This is a genomic window from Alkalimonas delamerensis, assembly GCF_030717955.1.
Classification (GTDB): Bacteria; Pseudomonadota; Gammaproteobacteria; order Enterobacterales; family Alteromonadaceae; genus Alkalimonas; species Alkalimonas delamerensis.
On the sequence record NZ_JAUZVY010000007.1, the window covers coordinates 221,097 to 247,370 of the forward strand.

Sequence of the window (26,274 nt, forward strand, 5' to 3'; positions counted from 1 at the left end):
CTCCTTGGATGCTTCTTGATAATGTCCATCAGTCTAAAGCATGCCGATGATGGTTTTATTGTTCTGGATTAAGTTTTGTGCCAGCTGGTTGTTGTGTATGACTTTGCAGATAATCCAGCAGTTGAGCTGCCGGCATGGGTTTGGCAAAGTAATAGCCTTGGTAGAGCTGGCAGCCCATCTGCAGCAGCAGCTCGCGTTCATAGTCGTGCTCGACACCCTCGGCAATGGTCAGTAACTTCATGCGTTGCCCGATGGCAATGATGCTGGCTGTCATATTGCGACAGGCTTCATCATCACGAATACAGTCGATAAAGCTTTTATCAATCTTGAGCTCATCCACCGGTAGAGTTCGCAGCATGCTTAACGAGGAATAACCGGTACCAAAATCGTCCATGGAGACTTTGCAACCAAGTTGCTTAATGTTGCCAAGCAGCTGGCACACGTGGTTATGGTCTTCAATCAGAATGCTCTCAGTCAGCTCCAGGGTAAGCTGCTCAGCAAGCAGTTCGTATTGCTGTATTTTGCTGCGCAGTAGGGTCAGGAAGTCACTGTGCAGTAGTTGGCGCACTGAAATATTCAGGGACAGTTGGAAGCGCTGCCCAAACTGGTGCTGAATGGTGCTGATGTCTGCAAACGCCTGCTGCATGATGAACTGGCCGAGCTGGGGCATCTGGCCGCTTTCTTCAGCAACCGATACAAACTGATCCGGAGGGATAAAGCCATCAATCGGATCCTGCCAGCGCACCAAGGCTTCAACGCCATAGAGCTGGCCTTCATTGTCGATTTGAGGTTGGTACACCATAAACAGGTGTTTTTGCTCCATTGCAGCCCTAAGCCGCTGCTCGATGGCAAAGCGGCGCTGGTAGAGTGCATCCAGTGGTTTGTTGTATAAGTAAATATTGTTTTTGGTTTTTTTTGCTTCGTACATGGCAACATCTGCTGCCCGGATCAGTTCATTCAGTTGGTTGGCGTCGTTAGGGTAATGAGCCATGCCAATACTGGCACCCAGCACAAAGCGTAATTTGTCTATTTGATAGGGGCTGGATAATTGCTCAATCAACTGGTTTGCCAGCTGTGCGGTCGCCTGTTCGGTTGCGGCTGGTTGGAAAATGAGAAACTCATCGCCACCGTGGCGAACAATAGCGCCAGAGTTACCTACCTGAGCTTTAATTCTGCGGGTCACCTCTCTAAGAACTGCATCTCCCAGCTCGTGGCCAAAAGAGTCATTGATGGTTTTAAAGTTGTCTAAATCCAGAAATAGTAAGTAGCAACCGTCAGTCGAAGAATCCAGTAACTGCTCCTTGTATTGACGAAGGTAATTGCGGTTCGGCAGTCCGGTAAGCTGGTCGTGGGTGGCTTCAAACAACAACTCAGCCCGACGTGAGCGGTCGGCCTGCGCAATGGTGCGTACCAGAAAAAACAACAAAAGTTGGCTTAGAAAAAATACCAACAAATAACGCCATGCACTGTGCCAAAAGGCTTCCTGCATGACTTTGCTGTGCAATTTAGAAACAGCCCACAACTGATAATCGGGTAAATAGCGGATCACTGCCTGGATCCGGCCTTCAGGCAATGTTAGCCATGCACTGTAAGTTTCTTCCGATAGCCTGAGCTGTTGTAGGTTGGCGCCTGAATTTTTGGCTAATCTGGCTTGCAATTGTTGCAGTACACTCAGTGCGATCGGTGTCTGATAACGCTCTGCTGTATTGGGTGCTTCGCCGGCAAAGAACTGATAATAGCCATCTTGCTGTCGAAGCAAAGCGACATTGTTCCTTTTCGGTAAGAGCAATGGAGTGACAAAGTCACTTAGCTCCGACTTTAAAGAAACGCCGAGTGCCATCACGGCGACAGCTTTGCCATCGGAGGAGCGCAGCGATTTTCGGACAGGAAAAGTCCATGCATCTAAAGGTTCAATGTAATAAGTCCGGCCAAGCACCAGCTTTTCTGAAGCCAGAGCCTGCTCGAACTCACCATGATCCCGGGCGTAACGGCGCAGGTTACCCAGCTGCTCAATGCTTCGGTTGGAGCTCACCATCAGCAAATCACCGTCAGGGCGTGCTACAGCATAAGCGGTGGCATAGCGATTATTGTGCATCAGGTGGTCAAGCAGCCGGGTGCCTTGCTCGACATCCAGTTGCTCGGACTGCACCAATTGGACCAACTGATCGTGGTATAAATCGGCCAGCACTTGTTGCACTGAAAGCAGCGATTGCACTGAGGACGTTAGCTGCTGCACTTGAGTTTGTTGTTGCTGACTGTGTTCCTGCACCACCAATTGCCAGCGCTGATGCAGGAAGAAAATCAACAGCACGCAACTGCCGGCAAAGAGCAGGGCGAACAGAAACCAGATGTTTTGTCGTAATTTAGCCAACGCACTCCCCCGTCAAGCGGATAAGGTGTCAGTGTATACCGATATTTCTGGTTCTGCCTGCTATACGTTGTTTGCCGCAGCTAATCTTGGCGGTAGCGGGCAAACCAAGCCAGAGTATGCTCGGTTTTGGCAATCATCCGGCTGGGGCGGTTGGAGACCGCATGGGCCGCACCAGGCACCCGCACCATGGCGGTATCGATTTGTCGCAGTCGCAATGCCTGGTAGAACTGCTCGGTTTCGGCCATCGGGGTACGGCGATCCAGCTCACCGGTAAAGAGCAAGGTTGGTGTGCTGACATTGCCCACCAGCGACAATGGTGAGCGCTGCCAGTAATGGTCCAAATGCTCCCACGGCATGCCTGGAAACTGATTCTGAATTTGCGCCATGTAACTGTCCGCTGCCAGCACCTTGCTGACCCAGTTGATCACCGGGTTGGTGGCCGCGGCTGCGTTAAAACGGTCTGTCAGGCCTATCGCATAGGCGGTGGCAATACCGCCGGCAGAGCCGCCGGCAATAAAGAGATTGTTCGCATCGATAAAGCCTTTGGCAATCATCGCATCGACGCCGGACATATGATCGGCAAAATCGTCGGTCGAGGCGTATTTGTTTTGCAGCAAGAGGGCAAAACGCTCACCGTAGGAAGTGCTGCCCCGATAGTTGTTGTACAGCACTACATAGCCTTCGGCAGCGTAGCGTTGCAATTCAGCACTAAAATGCGGGCCATACGGCAGGTGCGGGCCACCGTGAATTTCCAGGATCAGCGGGTACTTTTTCTCAGGGTCAAAGCCGGGTGGAGTGATGTACCAGGCATGGATCTCTTCATCGTCCAGTTTGGAGCGGTAAGTGAACTCGTGTACCTTGCCGAGCTGACGCTGGCCCAGCAAATCCTCATTCAACCGGGTGAGATTGCGGACCTGGCCATGTTGCCAAATGGCCACATCGGCCAGCCGTTGCGACGAGCCCCGGGTATACGCGAGCTGGCCTTTATCCGACAGGCTGAACATGCCGCTGAGGTATGGCCGGCCAGAATTGGCACCGGATAAGTCGCTGACCAGATCGGCCATCCGGTTGCGCAGCGTCACTCGGGCGACCTTGGTCAGACCGCGGTCCTCGTATTGGAACACCAGCTGTTGGTTGTCCTGCCAGACTGGCTGTTCAACCGAGCGATCCAACTCCGTCAACAGGGGCATCACCTGATTGCTGCGCAAATCCAGCACTTTCAGCTTGCTGTTGCGATAGGCAACCGGCTCGGCCGAGGCAAAAAGGTAGGCCAGTTGCAAGCCATCGGGCGAAAAGACTGGGTGGTAATGTTGGCCATCGCCCTGCACCAAAGGAGTGATGCGGCTGTCTTTTAGCCTCAACTGGTAGAGATCGCGCTGACGAGGCTGGTACTCCCAATCGGTGGAGCGGTTGGCAGAAAATACCAGCTGCTGGCTATCCGGTGTCCAGGCCAGAGGGCCCTGATGCAGGTAGGGGCCGTCGGTGAGCTGACGGGCTGTGCCACCAGTGGCAGGCACCACAAACACCTGGTGGTAGGCGGAGCTGAGTAAGCCCCGGCCATCCTGCTGATAGTAGGTGCGCTCCACGATCACGGGTTTTTCGGCCCACTCAGCGCCTGCTGGCATGGTAGGGCGATACACACTTTGAGCAAAGTCGGTAGGCCTGGCCGGTACTTCCATCACAAAAGCCAGCTGTTGACCGTCCGGTGACCAGCTGATTTGCTGAGGGCGCTGCGACAGATTGCTGATGCGGGCGGTGCGGCGCTGGCTTAGCCAGTGCACATGGATCTGCTCGCTGCCACTGCGGTTGGAGATGAAGGCGATGCGGTTGCTGTCAGGCGCCCAGCGTGGCTGGCTATATTGATGCTCGTCGTCCAGTAAGGGCCAATGCTGACCGGTACTGGTGTCGAGGATCCACAGTCGTTGCAAGGTATTGTCTGCCTTAATGTTGTTGCTGTTGCGGACATAGACAATGTGCTGACCATCCGGCGATATCTGCACATCGCTGGCAAATTCCAGCTCAAAAATGTCTTCAGCGCTGAAGTGTGGTAAGCCGGCGTGCGCCAGCGGTAGCATCAGCAATAAACAAAGAGCAAGCCAGCCACGGAACAATGGGGTGTGCGACAACATGCAGAGCAGTCCTCTTTTGATTAGTTCGGATTTAATAACAGTTCGGCCAGCTCGGTGCCCAAGTGGCGCTCCATGATGCGGCGGTAACCCGCACTGTGCAGATAACCACCTTCAGCAGCGAAAAAGGCCTGGATAAAGGTGCCCCAGTCGCTGTTTAACGGCATAATAATGCCAAAGGTTTCATCGGTTTCTGCCGCCAATGGGTGATCGCGCAATGGCATACCGGCCTGACGGGCGCGCCAGTAGTTGTAGGCATCGACATAGCTGTAAAAGTCACCGGATGCGACCAGCTCCAACAAGTCCGGATTGGAAGTGACACGCTGAATGGCCAGCCCTGGCTGATGCTGGTCTCGCAACCGGCGGATCCGGACTTCGTGCAGGGTACCGGAGAATGCCAGCGGCTCCAGCTCTGCAAAGTGGCTGCCGAAGTCGGCCCAGTCTTGCAGCTCCGGCACATCCTGATGAGTGATCAAGGCTGCGACATTGTTCATGTACGGCGGTGAAAATTGCAACTCTTGCCGGCGTGCATCGGTAATGGTGACATTGCCCAGCCCAAAGACACCGCCTTCGGCTTGCATCACGCGCTGGTAAAAGCGTTGCCAATTGGTTTCGGCTACAAAGTGAAGATCCAATTGCAGCCGGTGATGTTGCTCTGCCCAGCGGGCAAAGTCGCGCATAATTTCAACACTGACACCGGTCAGCGCACCCTGAGCATCGGTATAGGCGAAACCTTCGGCAGGCACATAAAGCACGGTCAGGCTGGCACCGCCCTGGCGCTGAGCTTGTTGAAAAGTATCACCACTGTCTTCGCCGAGTGCTTGGGGCGCGACATCGGTGGCTGGTGAGCAGGCAAAAAGAAAAACACTCAGCAGCAAGGTGCTGGCTGTACGTAGCAGAGTCGACCGCATAATCTGTCCTGAAAAAAGTGTGGTTAGGATATACCCATATATAGTTGCAAAGCAGGCTGCTACTGTCAAAGCCGAACATCGCGCAGCAAGCCCGACTAGCCGATAAAAGCGTCGGACTGGCTGCTGCAGTCAAGGCGCTGCGGGCAGTAATGCATAATAAGCCGCTAAGGCCTCGATGTCCTGATCAGAGAGGCCCCGGGCTTGGGGAGACATCAATGGGTTGCTCTTGTCGCCATTGCGATAGGCCTCCAGCAGCTCGCTCATCCGCTCTGATGGTAAACCAGCAATGCTGGGGTACATGCGATTGCGTGAAATTCCCTGAGGACCATGGCAAGCCGCACAGCTGCGGGCTCTGGCTTCGCCATGGCGGACCAGCTCGCGCTCTGATTCTGACAACTGGGCAAATGGATCCTGCGGCGGTGCCTCACTCTGGCTGGCAGGTTCAGAGCAGGCGGCCAGTAAGCCAATACTGACGAAGATCAAAAGGCTGTGGAGTCGATTCATGCTATGCTGTTTCTCTGTTTTTTGTGTCAGCCTGCCACAGACCGGTCAGGAACACCAGCCCTTACCCCATGGGGAGTAGCGTGGCTGGCCTGACATGAGTTGCTTTGCTAATCTTATTGAACTTCAGTGCGTTAACTCAAGATCAAACCACCCATAGGGGACGACTTTGTTTGCCATGATTCGAACCATCTGGCCCTTGCTGCTTGGCATGTTGATTGTCGGCATGACCACGGGGCTGCAAAATACCTTGTTGTCAATTCGTGCTGAAATGGAAGGCTTCAGCAGCGCCAGTACCGGCATGATTCTGGCCGGCTATTTCATTGGCTTTTTGCTGGGGGCGATTCGGGCGCCGAAGATGATTCACCGGGTGGGACATATCCGGGCCTTTGCTGCGCTTGCTGCGCTGGCCTCCATTAGTATTTTGGTGCACGCCATTTGGGTCAATACCGGTGTCTGGTTTGTGCTGCGAATGATCTCGGGCTTTTGTTTTTCGGCCATTTTTGTCATTGCCGAAAGCTGGATCAATGCCGGTGCTACCAACAAGAATCGCGGCAAACTGATGTCGCTGTATGTGATGATGCTGTTTGGCGGTATTGGTTTGGGGCAGTTTTTGCTTTACATTGGCGATCCCCGCGATTTTATTCAGTTTACCCTGGTGTCGATTTTAATCAGCGCTGCGGTGATCCCTTTGCTGATTACCACAACCAGCACTCCAGCCTTTGGCCAGCCGAAAAAAATGCCGGCCAGTGAGCTGATGCGGGTTGCACCCCTTGGCATCATTGGCTGCTTTTTAATGCAGTTTGCTTATGCCTCTTTGTTTGGCCTTGGCCCGGTGTATTTTTCCCGCCTTGGTCTGGAACTGACTCAAATTGCCAACCTGGTGGCGTGCCTGATTTTTGGCTCGCTCTGCTTTCAGTTTCAGTTGGGCAAGCTGTCCGACACATTCGACCGACGGGTGGTCATCGCTGGCTGTGCTTTTGCATCCTGTGCGATGGCGCTGTGGATTTCCAGCCTGGGCAGTGCACAAATTGGCATCCTTTATCTGAGCTATTTTGTGTTTGGTGCTGTGATGTTGCCAATTTTTTCAATGGTCGTGGCCTACACCAATGATTACCTGAACAAAGAGCAGATGGTGGGTGCCAGCAGTGCCCTGGTGCGGGCCAATGGCCAGGGCGCCATTTGTGGTTTGCTGATATCCGGCTTGCTGATGCATTTTATCGGCACTCAGGTTTTTTTCTGGTTTATTGCCAGCTTGCCGGTCATTGTGGGCAGTATGGCGCTGTACCTGCGCTTTTTTGACCGCCGTCAGCGTCAGCGCCGCGCCAGTGCGACTGTGATGCTGCCGACCCAATCTTCAGAAAGCATGATAAAAGAAGGTCTGGAGAAGCAGCAGGACAGCTCGGAGTAAACAAAGTCCCGGTCTGCAAACGGAACCAGTTAGCAAGTTTTGACAACCTTAGCTAAGCTCAAAGCCTTAGTTACCAAAGGAAAATCCGATGCTACGAATTTCAGGGTTGCTTATTCTTATCTGGTTGCCTGCCATGCTGCAGGCTGCACCATCCGATCGGCCTGCTATCAGTGCCGAACTGGAACAAAAGGTCATTGCCTGGCGGCGGGACATTCATCAGCATCCCGAGCTCAGTAACCGCGAGTTTCGCACCGCAGCTTTGGTCGCGGAGCATCTGCGCAGCCTGGGCATGGAGGTGCAAACTGAAATTGCTCATACCGGCGTGGTCGGGGTGTTACGCGGAGGCAAACCTGGCCCGGTGATAGCACTGCGGGCCGATATGGACGCCTTGCCAGTCACGGAGCAAACCGATGTGCCTTTTCGCTCTACCGTGATTGGCGAGTACCGCGGCAATGAAGTGGGGGTGATGCATGCCTGCGGCCATGATTTGCATGTTGCCATGCTGATGGGCGCCGCCGAGTATCTGGCTGAACATCGCCAGCAGGTGGCTGGTACCGTGATGTTTATCTTTCAGCCAGCGGAGGAAGGTGCACCACCCGGTGAGGAAGGTGGCGCTGAGCTGATGCTGCGCGAAGGCTTGTTTGCCGAGCTGAAACCGGATGCGATTTTTGGCATTCATGTCTGGGGCCAGGCTCCGCTGGGAGCCATTGGCTACCGCAAAGGTCCCTTGATGGCATCGTCCGATCGCTTTGAAATCCGGGTTAAAGGGCAGCAGACCCATGGCTCATCGCCCTGGGCCGGGGTTGATCCTATCGTGGCGGCGGCGCAAATTATCAACAACGTTCAAACCATCGTCAGCCGGCAAATCAATATTACCCGGGCTCCAGCAGTAGTCAGCTTTGGCATTGTCGAGGGCGGAGTGCGCAACAACATCATTCCGGATGAGGTTTACCTGGAAGGCACCATTCGTAACTTCGATATGGACATTCGCCAGCAAATTTTCCGTCAGCTGACTCAGGCGGCAGAGGCGTCGGCTCATGTCACCGGTGCCAAAGCGGAAGTGACCATTATTGAAGGTTACCCGGTGACCATCAACAATCCTGATTTGGTGGCGCGGATGCTGCCGACCACCAGGGCCGTGGCCGGCGAGCAGATGGTGCAGGAAAGCCCGTTGGTGACCGGGGCTGAGGATTTTTCCTACTATGCGCTGGAAGTCCCCGGCATGTTTGTGTTTTTAGGCGTCGCCCCGCCGGATAGAGATCCGGCCAGCATGCCAGCCAACCATTCGCCATTTTTCTATGCCGATGAGCGGGCGCTCAAAGTAGGCACCAATCTGTTTATTAACTGGGTGTTTGATTACCCGGGTGCTGGCTAAAGCCAGGCCGCAATCTGACTGGCGGGCAAATAACTGTTGTGCCCGCCTGGGTACAGCTGCAGTTGGGCAATGCCGGGGGAAAAAGCCTGATACAGCGCTTCACTGCGGGCCCGGCCAATGATTTCATCTTGCTCCGCCACCAGCAAAAGGGTGGGCGTATCTATCTGGCGGGCGTAGTGGGCAGATTCAAAACGATCTTTTAATAACCAGCCCACTGGTACCACCGGAAACTGTTGCCGGGCCAGTTTGGTCAGGCTATCAAATGGGGTGATCAGCACCAGCTGCTGCACCGGTCGCTGTGCTGCCAGTTGCATCGCCACGCCTGAGCCAAGGCTGCGACCAATCACCGTGATGTTGCTGTGCTCTGTTGCTACGGCATCAAACAGGGCCAGTGCATCGCTGACCAGCGCTTGCTCCGACGGCCGGCCTTCACTGCCGCCATAACCGCGGTAATGCATCAGGTAAATCGCGTGCTTAGAAAATGCCGCGCTAAACTCCGCCAGGCTGACACTGACATCCTCGGCATTGCCACCAAAATACAACAAAGCCTTGTCGCTGGCCCGCGGCTGCTGGCTTACCAGCACCTGAACCTGGCCTTGCTTCAGCACCAACGGTTGTTCTGGCGGCAAGGCAGCCGGCACTGGAAAATAAATCAGCTGGCGCTGCAACAGATACAGCAGCAGGCACAATAGCCCATAACCGGCCAGCAGGTAGCTTGCTAAGCTTAGCAGTGTGCGCATTGCATTTTCCCGCTCCCCAGCTCTTGAGACGAAACTGAAGACAGTTTAGCGCATCGTCACAAACTCTTCCGCACTGGTCGGGTGCAGCGCCACTGTGGCGTCGAAGTCGGCTTTGGTAGCCCCCATCTTCATCGCGACAGCAAAGCCTTGCAGCACCTCGTCCATGCCTTCGCCGATGCCGTGCAGGCCGACTACTTTTTCTTCTTTGCCGGCACACACCAGCTTAAAGGTGCTAAGCGCCCGGTGTGGGGTAATGGCGTTGTACATGGCGGCAAAGCTTGAGCGGTATACCTTGACGTTAGCGTCGCCATACTCGGCTTTGGCCTCGGCTTCGGTCAGGCCGATGGTACCGATGGGTGGGTGGCTGAACACTACGGTTGGAATAAGGCGGTAGTCCATTTTGGCCTCCGGCATGGCCGGGTTAAACAGCCGCTCGGCCAGCATACGGCCGGCTTTGACCGCCACTGGCGTCAGCTGGGCTTCGCCGGTGATATCGCCGACGGCATAAATGCCCGGCACATTGGTGTTCTGGAAGGCGTCGGTGCGGATATAGCCATGTGCGTCGGTGCTGACACCGGCCACCTCCAGTTGAATGGCATCGGTGGCAGGCTCGCGGCCAATGGCCCAAATCAGGCAATCGACATTCAACAGCATGCCGCCATCGGTTAAATACACTGTCAGGCGGCCATCGCTGCTGGCTTCGATTTTGCTCACTTCGGTATGGGTATGCAGTTGCAGTTCATCTTGCTTCATCCGCTCCAGCAGGGCATCGGTGATATCGGCATCAAAGTTGCGCAGCGGCCGGTCTTTACGCACCAGCAGGTGGGTATCGCTGCCCAGGGCGTGCAGCACACCGGCAATTTCAACGGCGATGTAGCCGGCACCAACTACCACGGCTTTTTTTGGCTGCTCGGTTAAAGCGAAAAAGCCATCCGAGTCGATGCCAAGCTCTGCGCCAGGAATATCGGGCCGACTGGGCCGGCCGCCCACGGCGATGGTGATGTGATCGGCGGTAATGCGCTCGCCATTCACTTCCACCGTGTTTTTATCAACAAAAGTGGCAAAGCCTTCAATCAAGTCCACCCCATTGCTGGCAAAACCACGCTGGTAAGCGCCATGAATGCGCTCAATGTAGGCCTCGCGGTTGCGCACTAAAGTGGCCCAATCAAAGCCTTGCTGCTGCAAGTCAAAGCCATAGGCCGGGCTGTACTTGATGGCTTCTGCAATATGAGCGCCGTACCACATGACTTTTTTCGGCACACAACCGACATTCACGCAGGTACCGCCTACCGCTTTGGCTTCAATGACGGCGGCTTTGGCGCCACGGATGGCGGCCCGGTTGGCCGAGGCAATGCCGCCACTGCCAGCGCCGATGGCGAGGTAATCGTAATGTCGGGTCATAGGAGTTCCTGTTGTTTGCATCGCATTTTCTTCTATATAAGGGACTGCCATTGGAATCACAAGAGGCTTTGGCGAAACGAGCACGGAAACAAGTCCCTTGACTTGACGGGGATCCGCCCCAACATAATATTAATACCTAAAGTTGCTCAGGATGCCTTATGACCACAGCGCACAACCCCTTGCTGGAATTTACCGATTTACCGCCATTTTCTGCCATCAAGCCGGAGCAAGTAAAACCTGCCGTCGAAGCAGCAATTGCACAAGGCCGAGCTGTGGTGGAAGAGGTGGTACAACAAAGCAGCTTCACCTGGCAAAGCCTGGTGGAGCGACTCGAAGAGGGAGGCGATCGGCTGGGGAAACTCTGGTCGCCGGTCTCGCATCTGAACTCAGTGCTCAACAGTCCGGAGTTGCGAGAGGCCTATGAAAGCTGTTTGCCGCTGCTGTCGGAATACAGCACCTGGTTGGGACAGCATGAAGGCCTGTACCAGGCTTATCGGACCCTGGCTGAAAGCAAAACCTTCGCTGAGTTGACCCAGGCGCAGCAAAAAGTGATAGAAAATGCGCTGCGTGATTTTAAATTATCCGGCATTGGCTTACCGGCCGAGAAAAAGCAACGCTATGGCGAGATCCAAAGCCGTTTATCCGAGCTAGCCTCCAACTTTGCCAATAATACGCTGGATGCCACCCAAGCCTGGCACAAGCACCTGACCGACGAATCGCAATTGGCTGGCTTGCCGGACGATGCCAAAGCAGCTGCAGCCGAAGAGGCCAAAAGCCGCGAGCTGGATGGCTGGGTACTGACGCTGGAGTTTCCAAGTTATTTGCCGGTGATGACCTATGCCGACGACCGCAGTTTGCGCGAAGAAGTCTATCAGGCCTATTGCACTCGGGCGTCCGATCAGGGGCCGCATGCCGGTCAGTTTGACAACAGCGCCATTATCGAAGAAACCCTGGCACTGAAGCATGAATTGGCGCAGCTGCTGGATTTTGCCAATGCCGCCGAAGAATCACTGGCCACCAAGATGGCCGAGTCTCCGGCCCAGGTGCTGGACTTCTTGCAGGATTTAGCCCGCCGCGCTAAGCCGCAGGCCGAAAAAGAGTTGGCCGAGTTGAAAGCCTTTGCGCAAAGTGAGTACCAGCACAGCGATTTGCAAGCCTGGGATGTGGCTTATTACTCGGAAAAACTGAAGCAAGCCCGCTATGCCATTTCCGACGAGCAGCTGCGGCCTTATTTCCCGGAAACCAAGGTGGTGCCGGGTTTATTTGCCGTGATTGAAAAGCTGTTTGGCATGACAGTGCGCGAGCGTGAGGGCGTCGATGTCTGGCATACGGATGTGCGTTTTTACGATATTTTTGACAGCTCAGGTGCGCTGCGTGGCGGTTTTTATCTTGATTTGTACGCCCGGGCGAAAAAGCGCGGCGGAGCCTGGATGGACGACTGCCGCGGCCGGCGTATCCTGTCTACGGGCGAGCTGCAAAGCCCGGTGGCCTATTTAACCTGCAACTTCAACAAGCCGGTTGGTGGCAAGCCAGCGCTCTTCACCCACGATGAAGTTGTGACCTTATTCCATGAGTTTGGCCATGGCTTGCACCATATGCTGACGCAGGTCGATGCCGCTGCGGTGGCTGGCATCAATGGTGTGGCTTGGGATGCGGTCGAGCTACCGAGCCAGTTCCTGGAAAACTGGTGCTGGCAGCCGGAAGCTTTGCAGCTGATTTCGGGCCATTACCAAACCGGCGAGGCCCTGCCGCAGGACTTGCTGGATAAAATGCTGGCAGCGAAAAACTTCCAGTCGGCCATGTTTTTGGTGCGTCAGCTGGAGTTTGCACTGTTCGATTTCAGACTGCACGCCGAGTACCAGCCCGAGCTGGGTGGCCGGGTGCAAGCCTTGCTCGATGAAGTGCGGCAGCAGGTGTCGGTGATTATTCCACCGCGCTTTAATCGTTTTCAACATGGCTTTAGCCATATCTTTGCCGGTGGTTATGCCGCTGGTTACTACAGCTACCTGTGGGCCGAGGTGTTGTCTTCCGATGCCTTCAGTCGTTTTGAGGAAGAAGGCGTTTTTAACCCGCAAACCGGGCGTGATTTCTTACAGTGGATTTTGGAGCGCGGCGGCAGCGCCGAGCCGATGGAGCTGTTTAAAGGCTTCCGCGGCCGCGAGCCCTCCAATGCAGCTCTGTTACGGCATATGGGGATTGCAAGCTAAGGACATGCGGCTGGCAGGTTAGAAGATACCTGCCAAAGATCGGATCAGGCCGGATTGCAGGCCTGGTTCGGCATCTTCCCATTTCAGATTGGCCTGGTTGGCGAAGCTAATGACCCGGGCCTGGTATTTGCGGCGATCGGTCGCCCGCTCCCACAGGGTGTCGCTGCTGCCGCTATCGCCTTGCAGCAACAAATGCTGACTGTACTCAAGCACCCACTCATCACTGTCGGCGGCGATGCGCTCTGCCACCTGTAGGTCGGTTACCATGGTGTAATAGACATCTTTCACCAACTGCCGGCCCGCGTACTCGGTGCCGGCAATCACCGCTGCGGCAATCAACAGGTTGCGCAAGTCCCGGCTGTCGACATTGACCCCATCGCTGTAACCGACGTAGACATTGCTTTGACTGGAGCGAGTGGAACGGCTGGAGCTTCGATTTTTGGACGGCTCTGGCTCCACCTCTTCGGGGATAAAGGCCGGCATCGCCAGCAGCGCTGGATTAAGCAGCTGCTCAATTTCCTCATGGCTCATGCCAAACTCGGCTTTGGCCAGTACTTTTTCCGGTGCTTGCTTCAGTACCGTGCGGACATTCACCTGCAACCAGTAGTGCGCCTTGGCCGGGCTCTGGGTTAGCTGATAGCCGCGCTGCTGCAGAAATTCGGCCACTGCAGCGTCCAGTGGCTGCTGAAACTCTGCCGCAGTGCTGCGAAAGTCCAGAAAGACGGTGCGAAGCTCTGGCTCGACCGGGTCCAGGTAAATGGTTTGACTCATCCGGGTCTGCACATCCAGCTCACCTTTGGCGATGGAGCGATGAATGGCAGTGCAGCCGGTTAGTTGCACCAGCAGCAACAGGCAAACTATTAGCGTGGCCTTGCCCGTCATTAGAACAGGCCTGCCAGGGCTCGCACCAGGCCTGCCTGCAGCTCAGGCGCCGCATCTTCCCATTTCAGGTTGGACTGGTTGGCGTAACTGATGACCCGGCTTTGGTAGCGGCGCTGATCGCTTTGGCGCTGGTAGCTGGAGGTGGTGCTGCCACTATCGCCCTGCACTAAAATATGCTCAGAGCGCTCGCGCACAGTCCCATCAAAGCGCTCCATAATTTGAATGTCGGTAATGACGCTGTAATAAACATCTTCAATCAGGGCATCAAATACCGTGCCTGCTACCGCTCCGGCAATGGCTGCACCGGTGGCGGCACTGCCGGAAGATCCACCGGTGGCTCTGTGCACGGTATGGCCAAGCACCGCACCGCCAGCCGCACCATAACCCGCATTCATCGCACTGTTCGCAGCGCGGGCATTGGTACGGCCCACTTGCAGCACATTGGCTTGCAACCAGTAGGTGGCTTGCGATGGACTATCGATCACCCGGTAGCCCCGCTGCTGCAAGGACTGAATAACCATCGGGCGGATATCAAACTCGGGTTTATCCGAGGTATTGCGGATATCGACAAAAATAGTGCGCTGCTCGGGCTCCACCGGATCCAGAAAGATGGTGGAGCTCATCTGGGTTTGCACATCCAGATTGCGTTTGGCGACTGAGGTATGAATGGCACCACAGCCACTCAGCGTTAAGGTGATGATGATGGCGGCAAGCCAAAAGCCATGTTTCATTTTCGTATCCTGTGGTAACCTGAGCTCAACACAACTAAGCTTAGTCTGCTAAGCTTAATGGGAGCTTAATTTTAGTCAAAACTGCAGCTCATCGATAGGAGTTCTGAATGCGTACACAGTATTGGTTGTTTGCTCTGCCTTTGATTGCGTTGCTGGGGGCTTGTCAACAGGGGCAGGCACGCAGTGAGCGCGTGGCCCCAGAGCCGTTGATAGAGCCGATTGATCCTGTTACCAATCCAATTGCTGCGGTCAGAGAGCGGGAGCGACAGATGCGTGAACACCCAGATCTTCGAGCCATGCGTGCAGATATCCTGGCCATGATAGGCAAAGCTGAGGCCGACGATGTGAAGCAATGCCGGGTTATTGGCTTTGGACACAAACCCTGCGGTGGTCCGGCAGAATACATTGCTTATTCGACCAAAGGCGTCAATGAAACCGTGTTGCAGCAAAAAATTGCCAGTTACAACCGGGCAGCAGAGGCTGAAAATATCCGGTTGGGGCGGATGTCGGATTGTGCCATCGTGCCAGAGCCTGCGGTCAGCCTGATCGATGGCCAGTGCCGCATCAGCGGTGCGCACAAGCAAGAAACGATGTAACAAGCTTTGGCACTGAGTGCAGGTCCGCTTTATACTGTCGCCTTTTACCGGACGGGTTTGAATGCTGTTACTGCCTGAAACCACCCTCAATCAGGATGTCACTGCCTATTTGCAACAGTTGGCCGGACGCTACGGCATTCCTTTGCAATCCAGGGCAACTGGCTGGCACCTTTATTGGCAGGATGATGCGCTGGTGTTGCGCCATACTGAGCTGCCGAAGCAAAGCCCGATTCAGGTCAATTTTGCCAGTGGCAGCGCCAGCTACCGTCGTCAACATGGCGGTGGCATGGGCGAGGCCATCGCCAAAGCCGTCGGGCTGAATAAAAACCGCGCACTGACGGTGCTGGATGCCACTGCCGGGCTGGGTCGCGATGCTTTTGTGCTGGCGAGCCTGGGAGCTAAGGTAACCATGGTCGAGCGCAATCCGCTGGTGGCTGCACTCTTGGCCGATGGCCTGCGCCGGGCCAGCGAGCACCCGGAGTTATCCGCCTGGTTGCCTGAGCGAATGCAGCTGCATTTTTTGCCAGCTCAACAAGCCTTGAGCACCTTAGCTGCGGTCGATGTGGTCTATCTGGACCCGATGTTCCCGGAGCGGCAGAAGTCTGCACTGGTGAAAAAAGAAATGCGCGCTTTTCATGACGTGGTCGGCGAAGACCCGGATGCCGATGAGTTGCTACCCGCTGCACTGGCGCTGGCAACCAAGCGGGTGGTGGTAAAACGTCCCGGCTATGCGCCTGCCCTGGCAGACACAGCTCCAAGCCATCAGGTCAAAGGCAAAAACAATCGTTTTGATGTGTATGTGAACGCGGCCTTGTAACCTCGGGCCTTTCTGGTCTTAAATGTTTCAACTACACTCAGTTGCAGTTCACTTCTCTTAGCTACAGGAGCTTTGCTATGATCAAACCAGGCGATACCTTACCCGACGTAAGCTTTTCTCAACTAACCAGCGATGGCATGAAAAGCCCCACCACAGCCGATGTGTTCAAAGGCAAAAAAGTGGTGCTCTTTGCGGTGCCGGGTGCCTTTACGCCGACCTGCTCAGAGGCGCACCTGCCAGGCTATATTGCGCTGGCCGATGAAATCAAAGCCAAAGGTGTAGACAGCATTGTCTGCACGGCGATGAACGATGCCTTTGTGATGGCGGCCTGGGCAGAGACACAAAATGCTGAAGCCATTACCTTTTTAGCCGATGGTGGCGGTGCTTTCCATCAAGCCATTGGCCTCACCATGGATACCGGTGATTTTGGTGGCGTGCGCTCACAACGCTATGCGATGGTGGTTGAGGATGGCAAAGTGACCTTGTTGAATGTCGAGCCACCCAAATCGTTTGAGGTTAGTAAAGCCGAAACCATTTTAGCTGCACTCTAAGTCTGTGACGCGGCAAAGGGAAGCAGGGCTGCTTCCCTTTTTTCATTTCCATGGCCAAGCTGCTATGATAGCGGCCAAATTCTTGATGGTGACCAACACATGTCGACAACTGCGCAAACTGTGAATGTTCTTTGTATCAAGTGGGGTAAAAAATATGGCCCCGATTACGTCAATAAGCTCCATGCCATGGTGCAACGTAATTTAACCTTACCTTTTCGCTTCGTTTGCCTGACCGACGATGCCGAGGGCATCGACGCCAGTATCGAGGTAAAAGACATCCCTAAAGTTGGTTTTCAGGATTTTGATGAACGCCAGCCCTGGAGCTTTGGTCACGGTTGGCTGAAAGTCACCAGCTTTGCTGATCCTTTGTACGACTTGAGTGGCCCAACGCTTTTTATTGATCTTGATGTGGTCATTGTTGATAACATCAATTGCTTCTTCGAGCCCGAAGGTGAGTTCTTTGTGATCAAAGAATGGGACAAGTCCGATGCAACCGGCAATACCTCGGTCTACCGCTACACCATTGGTGCTCACAGCGATTTGATAGAGCTGCTGAAAAACCACAAAGAGCGCGAACTGGCCAAGGTGCGCAACGAGCAGGAATTTGTCACGCAAAACCTGGCGGCACAAGGCAAGTTGCAGTACTGGCCCGAAGGCTGGTGTGTCAGCTTTAAGCGCCACTGCCTGCCAAAAGGCATCATGAACTGGTTTAAACCAGCCACCATACCAACCGGTGCAAAAATCGTTGCTTTTCATGGCAAGCCCAATCCACCGGATGCCATTGCTGGCATCAGCGGTAAGTGGTACCGCCGGGTATTGCCGGTGCAATGGGTGAAGGAGATGTGGCAATAATCGCCGCCACGGCTACACCTCTTTAAAGCTGCCGGCTGGTTATTTGGTGCTGATAAAATGCCAGCACCTCCGCCGCTTTGCTCTGGGGATCAAAGCGCTGCATCGGATAGCTGCGCTTTTGCAGATCCTGGCTTTGTTGCCGCAGGGCTTTCGCCAACTGTGCCACATCATCAATGGCGACCAGCTCTGTGTTAAATAATGGCTGCAGGTAGCTGGCTCCTTCGGAGGCTGTAGCGATGATGGGCAGGCCGGCATGCATGGCCTCCAGAAATACCAGGCCAAAGGGCTCGCTGCGGGCGGCACTGACAAAAAAATCAAAACTGGCCAGCCAGTCCTGCGGTGTGCTGCTAAAGCCAGGCATGATAACATTCGGCGCAGCCTTATTGCGCAGCCCTTGCCAGCTTTTACCATCGCCCACCAGCACCAGGTAGCTATTGGGGATCGCCGCTTGTTGAAATGCCGCCAGCAGCACATCGTGCCCTTTACTGGGCTCGACCCGCCCCAGACTGCCAATCACCAACGCATCCTCAGGGATTTGATACTCGGCCCGTAAGCGTTGACGCGCATCCGCTGCTGCTGGTTGAGCCGCTGACCAGTTATCCAGTTGAACACTGTGTTGCCGCAAAGGCTCAGGAATGGCAGCAAGCTGCCACGGGGCGATGGCGATTAATGCATCCAGTTGCTCATGCTGCTGCTTTTTATAGTGAATATGCAAAGTGGCCAGACGCAAACAAAGCCCTTTTACACCATGCAAGACCCGGCAGGCCGCACTTAAATGAGCGTGCGCGACATCGGGTTTAAGTTGCTTCAAAAGCTGGCGGGCCCGGAAGATGGCCAGCCATTTATAGCCGCTGACCAGATGAAGTTTGACCTTGGGTGAGACCCGGTGAGCGATGGCATTGGGTCTGGGTTCTGCCGCACGTTGATGCAAGATCAGGGTCACCTGATGCTGTTGTTCGGCTTGCAGGTTGGCCAGCTCAACGGCGTAACGCTCGCTGCCAGCAAAGCTGTGTGTCAAAATAATATGGACTATGTTCATAGGGTTTCGTCGCTAGCAGGGGCGCAGACAGTAGGAGCCCATGGTATACTATTTACCACTTCCGCTAAAGTCCGGCAGCAAAGTCGGCATAACGAAGGGTATCGCTGTTGCTAAGGCACCTGTATTCTTTTTTGCTCTATTTGCTGCTGCCGCTGGTGCTGCTGTACTTTCTCTGGCGCTCACGTAAAGACCGGGCTTACCGACAGCGCCTGAAGGAACGTTTTGCGCTGGGGTTGCAGCTACAGCAGTTGCAGAAAAACGGCTTGGTGCTGCATGCCGTTTCAGTTGGGGAAGTGATCGCGGCAGCCCCCTTTATTGAGCAATGGTTGCAGCAGCACCCTGAGCGTCCGCTGACAGTCACTTGCACCACACCAACGGGCTCGGGCACTATCCAGCAGCGTTTTGGCCAGCGGGTGCAGCACTGCTACCTGCCGCTGGATTACCCCGGGGCAGTGCAGCGACTTCTAACAGCCCTGCAACCCTGCGGTCTGATGATCATTGAAACCGAGCTGTGGCCTAACCTGCTGCATGGCTGCGCCAAACAGCGGGTACCGGTTGCTGTGGTCAATGCCCGCTTATCTGCCCGTTCAGCCCGCGGCTACCGCCGTTTTCACTGGCTGACCCGGTTGTTGCTGTGCAACATTGATTTGCTGTTAACGCAGGATAGAGCCAGCGGTCGGCGCTTCCGGGCTTTGGGCTATCAGGGCCCCTGGCAGATCAGCGGCAATCTGAAGTATGAGCTGGCCATACCCAACAAAACGGGCAGCCAGGTGAACCAATTCCGGCCGGCTATGGCCGGGCGTTTGCTCTGGGTGGCAGCCAGTACCCATGCCGGAGAGGATGAGCAGTTGTTGGCGCTGTACCCAGAGTTAAAGCAACAATTCCCCGACTTGTTGCTGATGCTGGTTCCACGCCATCCCGAGCGATTTGAAGCCGTGGCTGAGCTGGTGCGCAATGCTGGGCTAAAACTGTGGCGCCGCAGCAGTGCGGGCTTACCAGAGCCGGATACGGACATTGCACTGGCTGACAGTCTTGGCGAGCTTTTGGCCTGGTATCAGCTGGCCGACCTGGTGTTTATTGGCGGCAGCCTGATTGAGCGGGGTGGGCACAATCCGCTTGAAGCCATCTGCTTTGCCAGGGCGGTGCAAAGTGGGCCCCATGTGTTTAATTTTCATACGGTGTACCGACAGCTTCAGCAGCAGCAAGCGGTATCGCTGGTTGCCAACACCACCGAATTGGCAGCCAGTGTCCGGCAGTTATTGGCGCAGCCTGCAAGGCGCAAGGCGCAAGGCGAGCGGGCGCAGCAGTTTTTTCAGCAGCAACAAGGTGCCAGCCAGCGAACCATGCAGGCAATGGAGGCACTCCTGACAGGACAAAAGATGACATCACAAACCGAAACCAGAGCCTATTGCCAGCTGCAGCAAGGTGCTGCAACCTTTTGGTACGACCCCGATTTTTTCGATGCGGTAGACAGCGCGCATTTTCAGAGCCAGTGGTGGCAGCAGCAAGGGGCGGTGATCGGCAGCTCCGAGGGGCGAAACACTGCCTGGTTTGTGCAGCATCAGCAACATGCATTGGTGCTTCGGCACTATTACCGTGGCGGTTTGATTGGCAAGCTGCTGCACGATCAGTTCTGGTTGCAGCCGGTCGCCAGTAGCAGAGCGATGCAGGAATACCAGTTATTGGCCTGGATGCGTCAGCAAGGCCTGGCTGTGCCCAGGCCAGTAGCGGCCAGCTATCAGCGCAGTGGCCTGATTTACCGGGCCGACTTGCTAATAGAGTTGATCCCAAACAGCAAAGACATTGCGGCCCTCTTGCAGCAGCGCGCTTTAACCGAAGCGGAGTGGCAAGCCGTCGGGGCTGCCATTGCGCAAATGCACCAGCTTGGGGTCTACCACTCGGATTTAAATTGCCGCAACATCTTGTTGGATGAGGATGGCAAAGTCTGGCTGATTGATTTTGATAAGTGCGACCGTCGGGAGAAAGGGGACTGGTGCCAGCAAAACCTGCAGCGGTTGCTGCGCTCCTTAAACAAAGAACAAGGAAAGTTGGCCAGTTTTCATTGGCAGCCGGAAGCCTGGCCTTCGTTGCTTGCCGGCTATCAGGAGCAGCAAGGTGCAAACTGATTGGGATGTGATCGTGGTCGGCGCTGGCGCGGCTGGTTTGTTTTGTGCCATCGAAGCAGGCAAGCGTGGCCGCAGCGTGCTGGTGCTGGATAACGGCAAACGCATTGGTCGGAAAGTTCTGATGTCCGGTGGCGGCCGTTGCAATTTCACCAATATCTACGCCAGCCCGGAGAATTTTATTTCGGCCAACCCGCATTTTTGCAAGTCGGCGCTAAGTCGCTACACCCAGTGGGATTTTATTGATTTGGTACAGCGCTACCAAATTCCTTACCACGAAAAAACCCTGGGGCAGTTGTTTTGTGACGATAGCGCCAAAGACATTGTCGCGATGTTGCAGCAGGAGTGCGATAGTGCGGGCGTGGTAATGGCACTGTCGCAACAGATTATGGCGGTAAGCAACGAAGCGGGTGGTTACCAGCTTCGTACTGCCACCCATCAGTTGCACTGTCAGAGCCTGGTGGTGGCCAGTGGTGGCCTGAGCTTGCCGAACTTGGGCGCGACCGCCTTTGGCTATCAGCTGGCCGAGCAATTTGGTCTTAAGGTACTGCCGGTGCGGGCCGGTCTGGTGCCCCTGACCTGGCAACCGAGCGATAAAGCGGTTTTTGAAGAAATCAGCGGCGTTTCCCTACCGGTGACGGCAGAAGCGAACCACACCCTCTTTGCTGAAGACATGCTGTTTACCCACCGCGGTTTAAGTGGCCCGGCTATTTTGCAAATTTCCAGCTACTGGCAGCCCGGCGATGAGTTGTTGGTGAATCTGACACCAGGCCAGGACCTGGCTGCATTTTTAACGGCCCAGCAACAGCAGCACCCGGCGCAAGAGCTTAAAACCACATTGGGGCGGCTATTGCCAAAGCGTCTGGTGGAAAAACTGCTGGCGCTCAACGTAGTACAGAACCAGCCATTAAAAGCACTGAACCCCAAAAGCATTGAGCGCCTGTGTGACAGTCTGAGCCGTTATGTGTTTAAACCCAATGGCACTGAAGGCTACCGCACTGCCGAAGTCACCCTAGGCGGGGTGGATACCAACGAGCTTTCCTCCAAAACCATGGCCGCGAAACATCAGCCTGGTTTGTATTTCATTGGTGAAGTAGTCGACGTTACTGGCTGGCTCGGCGGCTACAACTTTCAGTGGGCCTGGAGTTCGGGCTGGGTCGCCGGGCAGTACTGTTAATGCCGTTAGTACTTCAGCTTAAACAACAACTCCATCAGATCCGGCTGCCACAGATCGTTTTTGCGCACCCGGTTGTTGTTGAGCAGCACCCCTTCACTTTGCAGCAGTTCACGCTGGCGTAAAGCCATCGCTGAGCCAGCTGGGAAAGCGAGGCTACAGTCACTGCGTAGCACCCGGTGCCAGGGCACGGCCAGTTCTGGCGGGGCATAGCCCAAAGCTTTGCCGACCAGTCGGGCGCGCCCTGGCAGGCCAGCTAAGTCAGCAATCTGACCATAACTGGCAACTTTGCCAAGGGGGATTTGCAACACCGTATGCCAGATCCGGGCATAAGATGGGTGGGTGGTCGTCATCAAAGGTTTCTGTGTCAGGCTGCTATCTGCTTAGCCTGACACAGGCTAAGGCTAAGTGGCAAGGATTAGGCAATTTGCTGCTCAGTATCCACGTCGGAATAGCAGGCCTGAAACAGCACTTTGCGCAAGGCAGCTTGCATCGCTTCGGCAATTGGCAGGCTGCTGCGGCTGAGCTCGTAATCCAGCTGATCCACCAGCTGACGGGCATGGCTCAGCATCGGGGGCGGATCAGACTCCATCGCGATCAGGGTGTCGGCATAAGCGGCACTGCGATCTTCCTTAATGGTTTTGCAGGTGGATAATGCCGTTTTGCCATGCTTATCCCGGTAGCCAGCTGCGCCAAAAGTGCGGCACAGCGTTGGCCGCCATGGGTAAATACGGCATTGCCCCTGTTTGCCGTCAAAGGACAAAGGTTGGTACATCGGGCACTGTGGGCCCGGTGATTCCGCTTCAAGTTGTGCCAGTGTGGATTCGGCCGTGCCCTGATCAAACAGGTGCATTGCCAGCGGCAACATGTCCAGCACCGTGGCCTCAATGGCCGGATGCAGGCAGCAGGCACCACAGCCACTGCGGCACTGCAGGCCACGGGCTTGTTGGTAACTGGCATAGGTGTCCGCTATTTCGCCATACACAGCCTCAACACGACGCGATAACTCACGCAGTCGTTGCATAAAGACTCCGAACGAAAAAAGCAATTACATAGAAACAGGCAGAGAAGCCAACGGTATGTTGGCGGCGCTATTGTAGGGGCTGACAACAATTTCAGCAATAGGATTTTGCTGCGACAGCTGCCCTTGCATAGTGTTTCAAGGCATCTTTGTTTAGAATGGCGGCCATGTGATTCTTGTTGAGCCCTGCATGGAAATTCTAGAACAGCAGAACGGTCGTGATTACTCTACTTTTCGTCTAACGGCCAGTCTGGACAAAGTCTACCTGTGTTACCAGCCGGATGACTTGCGCCAGGTGCCAATACAGCCAATGCCGCTGGTGCTGGGTGAAGGCAGCAATACGATTTTTATCGGCGATGCGCTGCCGCCTTTGTGCCGCTTTTTGGCCAAAGAAAAACAGCTGTCCTGGCAGAGTGATGGGCAGGCTTTGCTGCATGTTGAGGCCGGCCACAATTGGCACCAGTTGGTGTGCTGGACGGTTGAGCAAGGCCTGTGGGGGCTGGAAAATCTGGCGTTAATCCCTGGTTCGGTCGGGGCGGCACCGGTACAAAACATCGGGGCTTACGGCGTTGAGCTGGCCGACCGCTGTGGCTATGTCGACTTCTTCCGTTGGCAAACACAGCAGGTTGAACGCTTGACGCCTGCTGATTGTGGCTTTGGCTATCGGGACAGTGTGTTCAAAGGCGAGCTGGCAGGGAAGGGAGTGATTACTGCGGTTGGTCTGATGTTGAGCAGAGCAGCAAAGCCGGTGCTCAGCTACCAGGGCCTGGACCAACTGCCAGCAGATTGCAGTCAGCAACAGGTGCTGAATACCGTCGTCGCTATACGCCAGTCAAAACTGCCAGATCCTGCCGAGCTCGCCAATTGCGGCAGCTTCTTTAAAAACCCTTTGTTGCCCGACAAAACGGCGCAGGCTTTGAAAGTGCGTTATCCAGCACTGCCCGTATTTCGTCAGGGCAATGGCAGCAGCAAGCTTTCGGCGGCCTGGTTAATTGACCAGGCCGGCTTCAAAGGAAAAAAATTGGGCGATATCGGCTGTTACAACCGTCAACCGCTGGTGTTGGTGAATTACGGCGAGGGAACGGCTGAGCAACTGTTGCAGTTGATTGAAGCCATCCAGCTGCAGGTGCAAGCCCGGTTTGGAGTGGCGCTGGAGCCCGAGGTGCGGTTGCTGGGGCGGCCGGGCTGGGAGGCTAGCCCGTTATGAGCGCCTCAGCTGGCTGGCAAGTTCAGCGGCAACTGCTGCAGTATTTAAGCGATGGACGTTTTTACTCCGGTCGCTGGCTGGGTGAGCAATTGCAACTCAGCCGTACGGCCATCGCCAACCATATGCAGCAGCTGCAACAGTTAGGGCTGGATATTTTTAGTGTGAAAGGCAAAGGGTATCGGTTGGCAGCGCCACTGCAACTGCTGGACTCTGAGGCGATCGCGCAATGGCAGCAGCCGGGTGCCGCGCCGATCGATGTTCTGTCCATTACGGACTCAACCAACAGCCAGTTGATGCAGCGATTGCAGCAAGGGGAGAGTCTCCCGGCCGGCCAGGTGTTGGTGTCTGAAGCGCAAACTGCAGGTCGAGGTCGGCATGGGCGCCAGTGGTTTTCCCCTTTTGCCGCCAGCTTGTCTTTTTCGATGGTGTGGCAACTCGAACAGGGCATTCAGGCTGCCATGGGGTTGAGCCTGGTGATTGGTGTGGCGGTGGCTGAGCTGTTGGAAAACGATTACCAGCTGGCTGTCCAGCTGAAGTGGCCGAATGATGTCTATTGGACGGGCAAAAAATTAGCTGGCATTCTAATCGAATTATCCGGACAGAGTGATGGTCGTTGTCAGTTGGTCATTGGCATCGGGATCAATGTGCAATTGCCACCACAGCAAGCAGCGCAGAGCATCAGTCAGCCCTGGACCGATTTAGCAACAGCGGTCGGCACACTGGATCGCAATCGGCTGGTCGCCCGTTTGCAAGCGAGCTGTACTCGCCATTTAGAGCGTTTCGAGCAAACAGGGTTTGCAGCCTTTCAGGCCGAGTTTAATCGTCGTCAGCTCTATCCGCAGCAGGCAGTTCGTCTCACTCAGGGGCAGCAAGTGATTCGGGGCATCTGCCATGGCGTTGATGCGCAAGGCAACCTGGTGCTGGAGCAACAAGGCAAAAAACTGGCATTTCACGGTGGTGAGCTCAGTTTAAGGGCGGAGGTGTAAGGCATGTATCTATTGCTTGATATTGGCAACAGCCGCAGTAAAGGCATGCTGGCCAGTCGTACCGGTCAAATGACCCCGGTGGAGTTGTCCGCAGCCAGCTTCGATCGGACTGCCATCGAGGCAGTGTATTATGCCGCTGTCGCCGGGCAGGATAAGGTGCAGGCCTTAAAAAAACAGCTGCAATTGCACGACAAGCCCTGGCGGCAAATCGAGAGTGAAGCAGCACGCTTTGGTGTGCAGAACTGCTACAGTCAGCCCCATTTATTGGGGGTTGATCGATGGTTGGCGATGCTGGGAAGTCACTGGCTCATGCCGAAGCAGGATCTGCTGGTCGTAGATGCTGGCACTGCCGTCACCCTCGACTGGCTGAGTACGGATGCAGTGCACCAGGGCGGCTGGATTTTACCTGGGCTGAAATTGCAGCAACAAAGTGTGGTGCAAAAAACGGCCAAGGTGTTCAATGCCGATACCCATCAAGCCCGTTTGCAGCCAGGCGGCGATACGGTGGCTTGCCTGCAAAATGGTTGTCTGGCGGCTGTGGTGGGCGCCATTTCGCAGGCCTGGCAATTGCAGCCGATGCAACAAGTGCTGTTAACCGGGGGCGATGCCAGGCTTTTGTTGCCTTATCTGAAAAATTACCCGGTGCAGCTGGAGCCGAATTTGTTGTTTTATGGTCTGAGCCGCTTTATTGATAGCTAGCCTTGGATGCTATTCTGGGTATTTGGTGAAGAAATGCCCATTTAATGCATTTAATTGCAGTTTTCGCTTTTTTTCTGTTGCGCCTGCCAAATCATTCTACTAGAATTCGCACCCACTGACGTTGTGCCGCTTTAGCTCAGTTGGTAGAGCAACTGACTTGTAATCAGTAGGTCATCCGTTCGACTCGGATAAGCGGCACCATTAGTGGAGGGGTTCCCGAGTGGTCAAAGGGATCAGACTGTAAATCTGCCGGCTCAGCCTTCGAAGGTTCGAATCCTTCCCCCTCCACCACTTTCGTCAGCCATGGCTACGAGTAGATTGCGGGCATCGTATAATGGCTATTACCTCAGCCTTCCAAGCTGATGATGCGGGTTCGATTCCCGCTGCCCGCTCCAGACAAATAGTGCTGATATAGCTCAGGCGGTAGAGCGCATCCTTGGTAAGGATGAGGTCCCCAGTTCGATTCTGGGTATCAGCACCACTTCTTTCTGACATCTCTCGTAACTGCATCCTGATTTCAAGCTTGAACCGCCGTTAAAGGAAGGGTTTTGAT

General features: G+C 55.1%; 23 protein-coding genes and 4 tRNA genes. 16 read left to right on the forward strand and 11 right to left on the reverse strand.

The genetic code is table 11. From position 1 onward, the window contains the following. Positions 1 to 55: 55 nt before the first annotated feature. The 4 genes from Q3O59_RS15490 to Q3O59_RS15505 form a co-directional block, all read right to left on the reverse strand. Entirely contained in the window at positions 56 to 2,371 is a 2,316-nt protein-coding gene (locus Q3O59_RS15490; RefSeq protein WP_305946440.1) for a putative bifunctional diguanylate cyclase/phosphodiesterase, read from the reverse strand. An 80-nt stretch (positions 2,372 to 2,451) separates the two neighbouring features. Then, the gene (locus Q3O59_RS15495) at positions 2,452 to 4,500 is read right to left on the reverse strand and encodes a S9 family peptidase (RefSeq protein WP_305946441.1); all 2,049 of its coding nucleotides are present in this window, start codon (positions 4,498 to 4,500) and stop codon (positions 2,452 to 2,454) included. Between the two features lie 20 nt (positions 4,501 to 4,520). Further along, positions 4,521 to 5,408, reverse strand: coding sequence for a substrate-binding periplasmic protein (locus tag Q3O59_RS15500; protein ID WP_305946442.1), 888 nt, complete (start codon positions 5,406 to 5,408; stop codon positions 4,521 to 4,523). A 129-nt stretch (positions 5,409 to 5,537) separates the two neighbouring features. After that, positions 5,538 to 5,912, reverse strand: a complete 375-nt coding sequence (locus Q3O59_RS15505) for a c-type cytochrome (protein ID WP_305946443.1) — start codon at positions 5,910 to 5,912, stop codon at positions 5,538 to 5,540. A 175-nt stretch (positions 5,913 to 6,087) separates the two neighbouring features. Between Q3O59_RS15505 and Q3O59_RS15510 the strand changes: the two genes are divergently transcribed. Next, positions 6,088 to 7,320 carry an MFS transporter gene (locus tag Q3O59_RS15510; protein ID WP_305946469.1) on the forward strand — a complete coding sequence of 411 codons (1,233 nt, stop codon included), beginning with the start codon at positions 6,088 to 6,090 and terminating at the stop codon, positions 7,318 to 7,320. A 133-nt stretch (positions 7,321 to 7,453) separates the two neighbouring features. Next, the gene (locus Q3O59_RS15515) at positions 7,454 to 8,695 is read left to right on the forward strand and encodes an amidohydrolase (RefSeq protein WP_305946470.1); all 1,242 of its coding nucleotides are present in this window, start codon (positions 7,454 to 7,456) and stop codon (positions 8,693 to 8,695) included. On the opposite strand, the gene Q3O59_RS15520 is transcribed toward Q3O59_RS15515, so the two are convergent. Both Q3O59_RS15520 and gorA read right to left on the reverse strand, forming a co-directional pair. Further along, positions 8,692 to 9,435, reverse strand: a complete 744-nt coding sequence (locus Q3O59_RS15520; RefSeq protein WP_305946444.1) for an alpha/beta hydrolase — start codon at positions 9,433 to 9,435, stop codon at positions 8,692 to 8,694. The genes Q3O59_RS15515 and Q3O59_RS15520 overlap by 4 nt on opposite strands. Positions 9,436 to 9,480: 45 nt before the next feature. After that, entirely contained in the window at positions 9,481 to 10,836 is a 1,356-nt protein-coding gene (gene gorA, locus Q3O59_RS15525) for a glutathione-disulfide reductase (protein ID WP_305946445.1), read from the reverse strand. A 158-nt stretch (positions 10,837 to 10,994) separates the two neighbouring features. Between gorA and prlC the strand changes: the two genes are divergently transcribed. Further along, a complete protein-coding gene (gene prlC / locus Q3O59_RS15530) occupies positions 10,995 to 13,043 on the forward strand; it encodes an oligopeptidase A (protein ID WP_305946446.1) in 2,049 nt (682 codons plus the stop codon). Between the two features lie 18 nt (positions 13,044 to 13,061). Here the strand turns inward: prlC and Q3O59_RS15535 are convergent, their stop codons facing one another. Together Q3O59_RS15535 and Q3O59_RS15540 are read right to left on the reverse strand one after the other, a co-directional pair. Next, positions 13,062 to 13,925, reverse strand: coding sequence for a complement resistance protein TraT (locus tag Q3O59_RS15535; RefSeq protein ID WP_305946447.1), 864 nt, complete (start codon positions 13,923 to 13,925; stop codon positions 13,062 to 13,064). After that, positions 13,925 to 14,656: a complement resistance protein TraT gene (locus Q3O59_RS15540; protein ID WP_305946448.1), complete on the reverse strand. Its 732-nt coding sequence runs from the start codon at positions 14,654 to 14,656 to the stop codon at positions 13,925 to 13,927. The genes Q3O59_RS15535 and Q3O59_RS15540 overlap by 1 nt, the downstream gene beginning before the upstream one ends. Positions 14,657 to 14,763: 107 nt before the next feature. On the opposite strand from Q3O59_RS15540, the gene Q3O59_RS15545 reads away from it, so the two are divergent. From Q3O59_RS15545 to Q3O59_RS15560, 4 genes are all read left to right on the forward strand, one after another. Beyond that, positions 14,764 to 15,252, forward strand: a complete 489-nt coding sequence (locus tag Q3O59_RS15545) for a hypothetical protein (protein ID WP_305946449.1) — start codon at positions 14,764 to 14,766, stop codon at positions 15,250 to 15,252. Positions 15,253 to 15,313: 61 nt separating this feature from the next. Beyond that, positions 15,314 to 16,069, forward strand: a complete 756-nt coding sequence (locus Q3O59_RS15550) for a class I SAM-dependent methyltransferase (protein ID WP_305946450.1) — start codon at positions 15,314 to 15,316, stop codon at positions 16,067 to 16,069. A gap of 77 nt (positions 16,070 to 16,146) precedes the next feature. Continuing rightward, entirely contained in the window at positions 16,147 to 16,620 is a 474-nt protein-coding gene (locus Q3O59_RS15555; protein ID WP_305946451.1) for a peroxiredoxin, read from the forward strand. A gap of 99 nt (positions 16,621 to 16,719) precedes the next feature. Next, positions 16,720 to 17,472, forward strand: a complete 753-nt coding sequence (locus Q3O59_RS15560) for a glycosyltransferase (RefSeq protein WP_228590862.1) — start codon at positions 16,720 to 16,722, stop codon at positions 17,470 to 17,472. Between the two features lie 22 nt (positions 17,473 to 17,494). Here the strand turns inward: Q3O59_RS15560 and Q3O59_RS15565 are convergent, their stop codons facing one another. Next, entirely contained in the window at positions 17,495 to 18,511 is a 1,017-nt protein-coding gene (locus Q3O59_RS15565; protein ID WP_305946452.1) for a glycosyltransferase family 4 protein, read from the reverse strand. A 107-nt stretch (positions 18,512 to 18,618) separates the two neighbouring features. Between Q3O59_RS15565 and waaA the strand changes: the two genes are divergently transcribed. Both waaA and Q3O59_RS15575 read left to right on the forward strand, forming a co-directional pair. Continuing rightward, positions 18,619 to 20,637 (forward strand): lipid IV(A) 3-deoxy-D-manno-octulosonic acid transferase, encoded by a 2,019-nt coding sequence (gene waaA / locus Q3O59_RS15570; protein WP_305946453.1) that lies wholly within the window; start codon positions 18,619 to 18,621, stop codon positions 20,635 to 20,637. Continuing rightward, on the forward strand, positions 20,627 to 21,811 hold the full coding sequence (locus Q3O59_RS15575) for a BaiN/RdsA family NAD(P)/FAD-dependent oxidoreductase (RefSeq protein ID WP_305946454.1): 1,185 nt from the start codon (positions 20,627 to 20,629) through the stop codon (positions 21,809 to 21,811). Before waaA ends, Q3O59_RS15575 begins: the two co-directional genes overlap by 11 nt. 5 nt (positions 21,812 to 21,816) lie before the next feature. Here the strand turns inward: Q3O59_RS15575 and Q3O59_RS15580 are convergent, their stop codons facing one another. Beyond that, positions 21,817 to 22,161, reverse strand: a complete 345-nt coding sequence (locus Q3O59_RS15580) for an MGMT family protein (protein ID WP_305946455.1) — start codon at positions 22,159 to 22,161, stop codon at positions 21,817 to 21,819. 65 nt (positions 22,162 to 22,226) lie between these two features. After that, positions 22,227 to 22,832 (reverse strand): YkgJ family cysteine cluster protein, encoded by a 606-nt coding sequence (locus tag Q3O59_RS15585; protein ID WP_305946456.1) that lies wholly within the window; start codon positions 22,830 to 22,832, stop codon positions 22,227 to 22,229. Positions 22,833 to 23,019: 187 nt separating this feature from the next. On the opposite strand from Q3O59_RS15585, the gene murB reads away from it, so the two are divergent. The 7 genes from murB to Q3O59_RS15620 all read left to right on the forward strand — a co-directional run bounded on the left by murB (position 23,020) and on the right by Q3O59_RS15620 (position 26,202). Continuing rightward, complete coding sequence (gene murB / locus Q3O59_RS15590; RefSeq protein WP_305946457.1) at positions 23,020 to 24,036, forward strand: UDP-N-acetylmuramate dehydrogenase; 1,017 nt, start codon at positions 23,020 to 23,022, stop codon at positions 24,034 to 24,036. Beyond that, positions 24,033 to 25,022 carry a bifunctional biotin--[acetyl-CoA-carboxylase] ligase/biotin operon repressor BirA gene (gene birA / locus Q3O59_RS15595; protein WP_305946458.1) on the forward strand — a complete coding sequence of 330 codons (990 nt, stop codon included), beginning with the start codon at positions 24,033 to 24,035 and terminating at the stop codon, positions 25,020 to 25,022. The genes murB and birA overlap by 4 nt, the downstream gene beginning before the upstream one ends. A gap of 3 nt (positions 25,023 to 25,025) precedes the next feature. Then, a complete protein-coding gene (locus Q3O59_RS15600; RefSeq protein ID WP_305946459.1) occupies positions 25,026 to 25,721 on the forward strand; it encodes a type III pantothenate kinase in 696 nt (231 codons plus the stop codon). A gap of 125 nt (positions 25,722 to 25,846) precedes the next feature. Next, positions 25,847 to 25,922, forward strand: a tRNA-Thr gene (locus Q3O59_RS15605). A 5-nt stretch (positions 25,923 to 25,927) separates the two neighbouring features. Continuing rightward, positions 25,928 to 26,012, forward strand: a tRNA-Tyr gene (locus Q3O59_RS15610). A gap of 29 nt (positions 26,013 to 26,041) precedes the next feature. Next, a tRNA-Gly gene (locus tag Q3O59_RS15615) sits at positions 26,042 to 26,116 on the forward strand. A 10-nt stretch (positions 26,117 to 26,126) separates the two neighbouring features. Continuing rightward, a tRNA-Thr gene (locus Q3O59_RS15620) sits at positions 26,127 to 26,202 on the forward strand. Positions 26,203 to 26,274: the final 72 nt, after the last annotated feature.

What these genes read in the sequence shown, in the direction of transcription:
- Q3O59_RS15495 (WP_305946441.1), bottom strand. Translation starts at nt 4,500, where the DNA reads ATGTTGTCGCACACCCCATTGTTCCGTGGCTGGCTTGCTCTTTGTTTA.
- Q3O59_RS15500 (WP_305946442.1), bottom strand. Translation starts at nt 5,408, where the DNA reads ATGCGGTCGACTCTGCTACGTACAGCCAGCACCTTGCTGCTGAGTGTT.
- Q3O59_RS15505 (WP_305946443.1), bottom strand. Translation starts at nt 5,912, where the DNA reads ATGAATCGACTCCACAGCCTTTTGATCTTCGTCAGTATTGGCTTACTG.
- Q3O59_RS15510 (WP_305946469.1), top strand. Translation starts at nt 6,088, where the DNA reads ATGATTCGAACCATCTGGCCCTTGCTGCTTGGCATGTTGATTGTCGGC.
- Q3O59_RS15515 (WP_305946470.1), top strand. Translation starts at nt 7,454, where the DNA reads ATGCTGCAGGCTGCACCATCCGATCGGCCTGCTATCAGTGCCGAACTG.
- Q3O59_RS15520 (WP_305946444.1), bottom strand. Translation starts at nt 9,435, where the DNA reads ATGCGCACACTGCTAAGCTTAGCAAGCTACCTGCTGGCCGGTTATGGG.
- gorA (WP_305946445.1), bottom strand. Translation starts at nt 10,836, where the DNA reads ATGACCCGACATTACGATTACCTCGCCATCGGCGCTGGCAGTGGCGGC.
- prlC (WP_305946446.1), top strand. Translation starts at nt 10,995, where the DNA reads ATGACCACAGCGCACAACCCCTTGCTGGAATTTACCGATTTACCGCCA.
- Q3O59_RS15535 (WP_305946447.1), bottom strand. Translation starts at nt 13,925, where the DNA reads ATGACGGGCAAGGCCACGCTAATAGTTTGCCTGTTGCTGCTGGTGCAA.
- Q3O59_RS15540 (WP_305946448.1), bottom strand. Translation starts at nt 14,656, where the DNA reads ATGAAACATGGCTTTTGGCTTGCCGCCATCATCATCACCTTAACGCTG.
- Q3O59_RS15545 (WP_305946449.1), top strand. Translation starts at nt 14,764, where the DNA reads ATGCGTACACAGTATTGGTTGTTTGCTCTGCCTTTGATTGCGTTGCTG.
- Q3O59_RS15550 (WP_305946450.1), top strand. Translation starts at nt 15,314, where the DNA reads ATGCTGTTACTGCCTGAAACCACCCTCAATCAGGATGTCACTGCCTAT.
- Q3O59_RS15555 (WP_305946451.1), top strand. Translation starts at nt 16,147, where the DNA reads ATGATCAAACCAGGCGATACCTTACCCGACGTAAGCTTTTCTCAACTA.
- Q3O59_RS15560 (WP_228590862.1), top strand. Translation starts at nt 16,720, where the DNA reads ATGTCGACAACTGCGCAAACTGTGAATGTTCTTTGTATCAAGTGGGGT.
- Q3O59_RS15565 (WP_305946452.1), bottom strand. Translation starts at nt 18,511, where the DNA reads ATGAACATAGTCCATATTATTTTGACACACAGCTTTGCTGGCAGCGAG.
- Q3O59_RS15580 (WP_305946455.1), bottom strand. Translation starts at nt 22,161, where the DNA reads ATGACGACCACCCACCCATCTTATGCCCGGATCTGGCATACGGTGTTG.
- Q3O59_RS15585 (WP_305946456.1), bottom strand. Translation starts at nt 22,832, where the DNA reads ATGCAACGACTGCGTGAGTTATCGCGTCGTGTTGAGGCTGTGTATGGC.
- murB (WP_305946457.1), top strand. Translation starts at nt 23,020, where the DNA reads ATGGAAATTCTAGAACAGCAGAACGGTCGTGATTACTCTACTTTTCGT.
- birA (WP_305946458.1), top strand. Translation starts at nt 24,033, where the DNA reads ATGAGCGCCTCAGCTGGCTGGCAAGTTCAGCGGCAACTGCTGCAGTAT.
- Q3O59_RS15600 (WP_305946459.1), top strand. Translation starts at nt 25,026, where the DNA reads ATGTATCTATTGCTTGATATTGGCAACAGCCGCAGTAAAGGCATGCTG.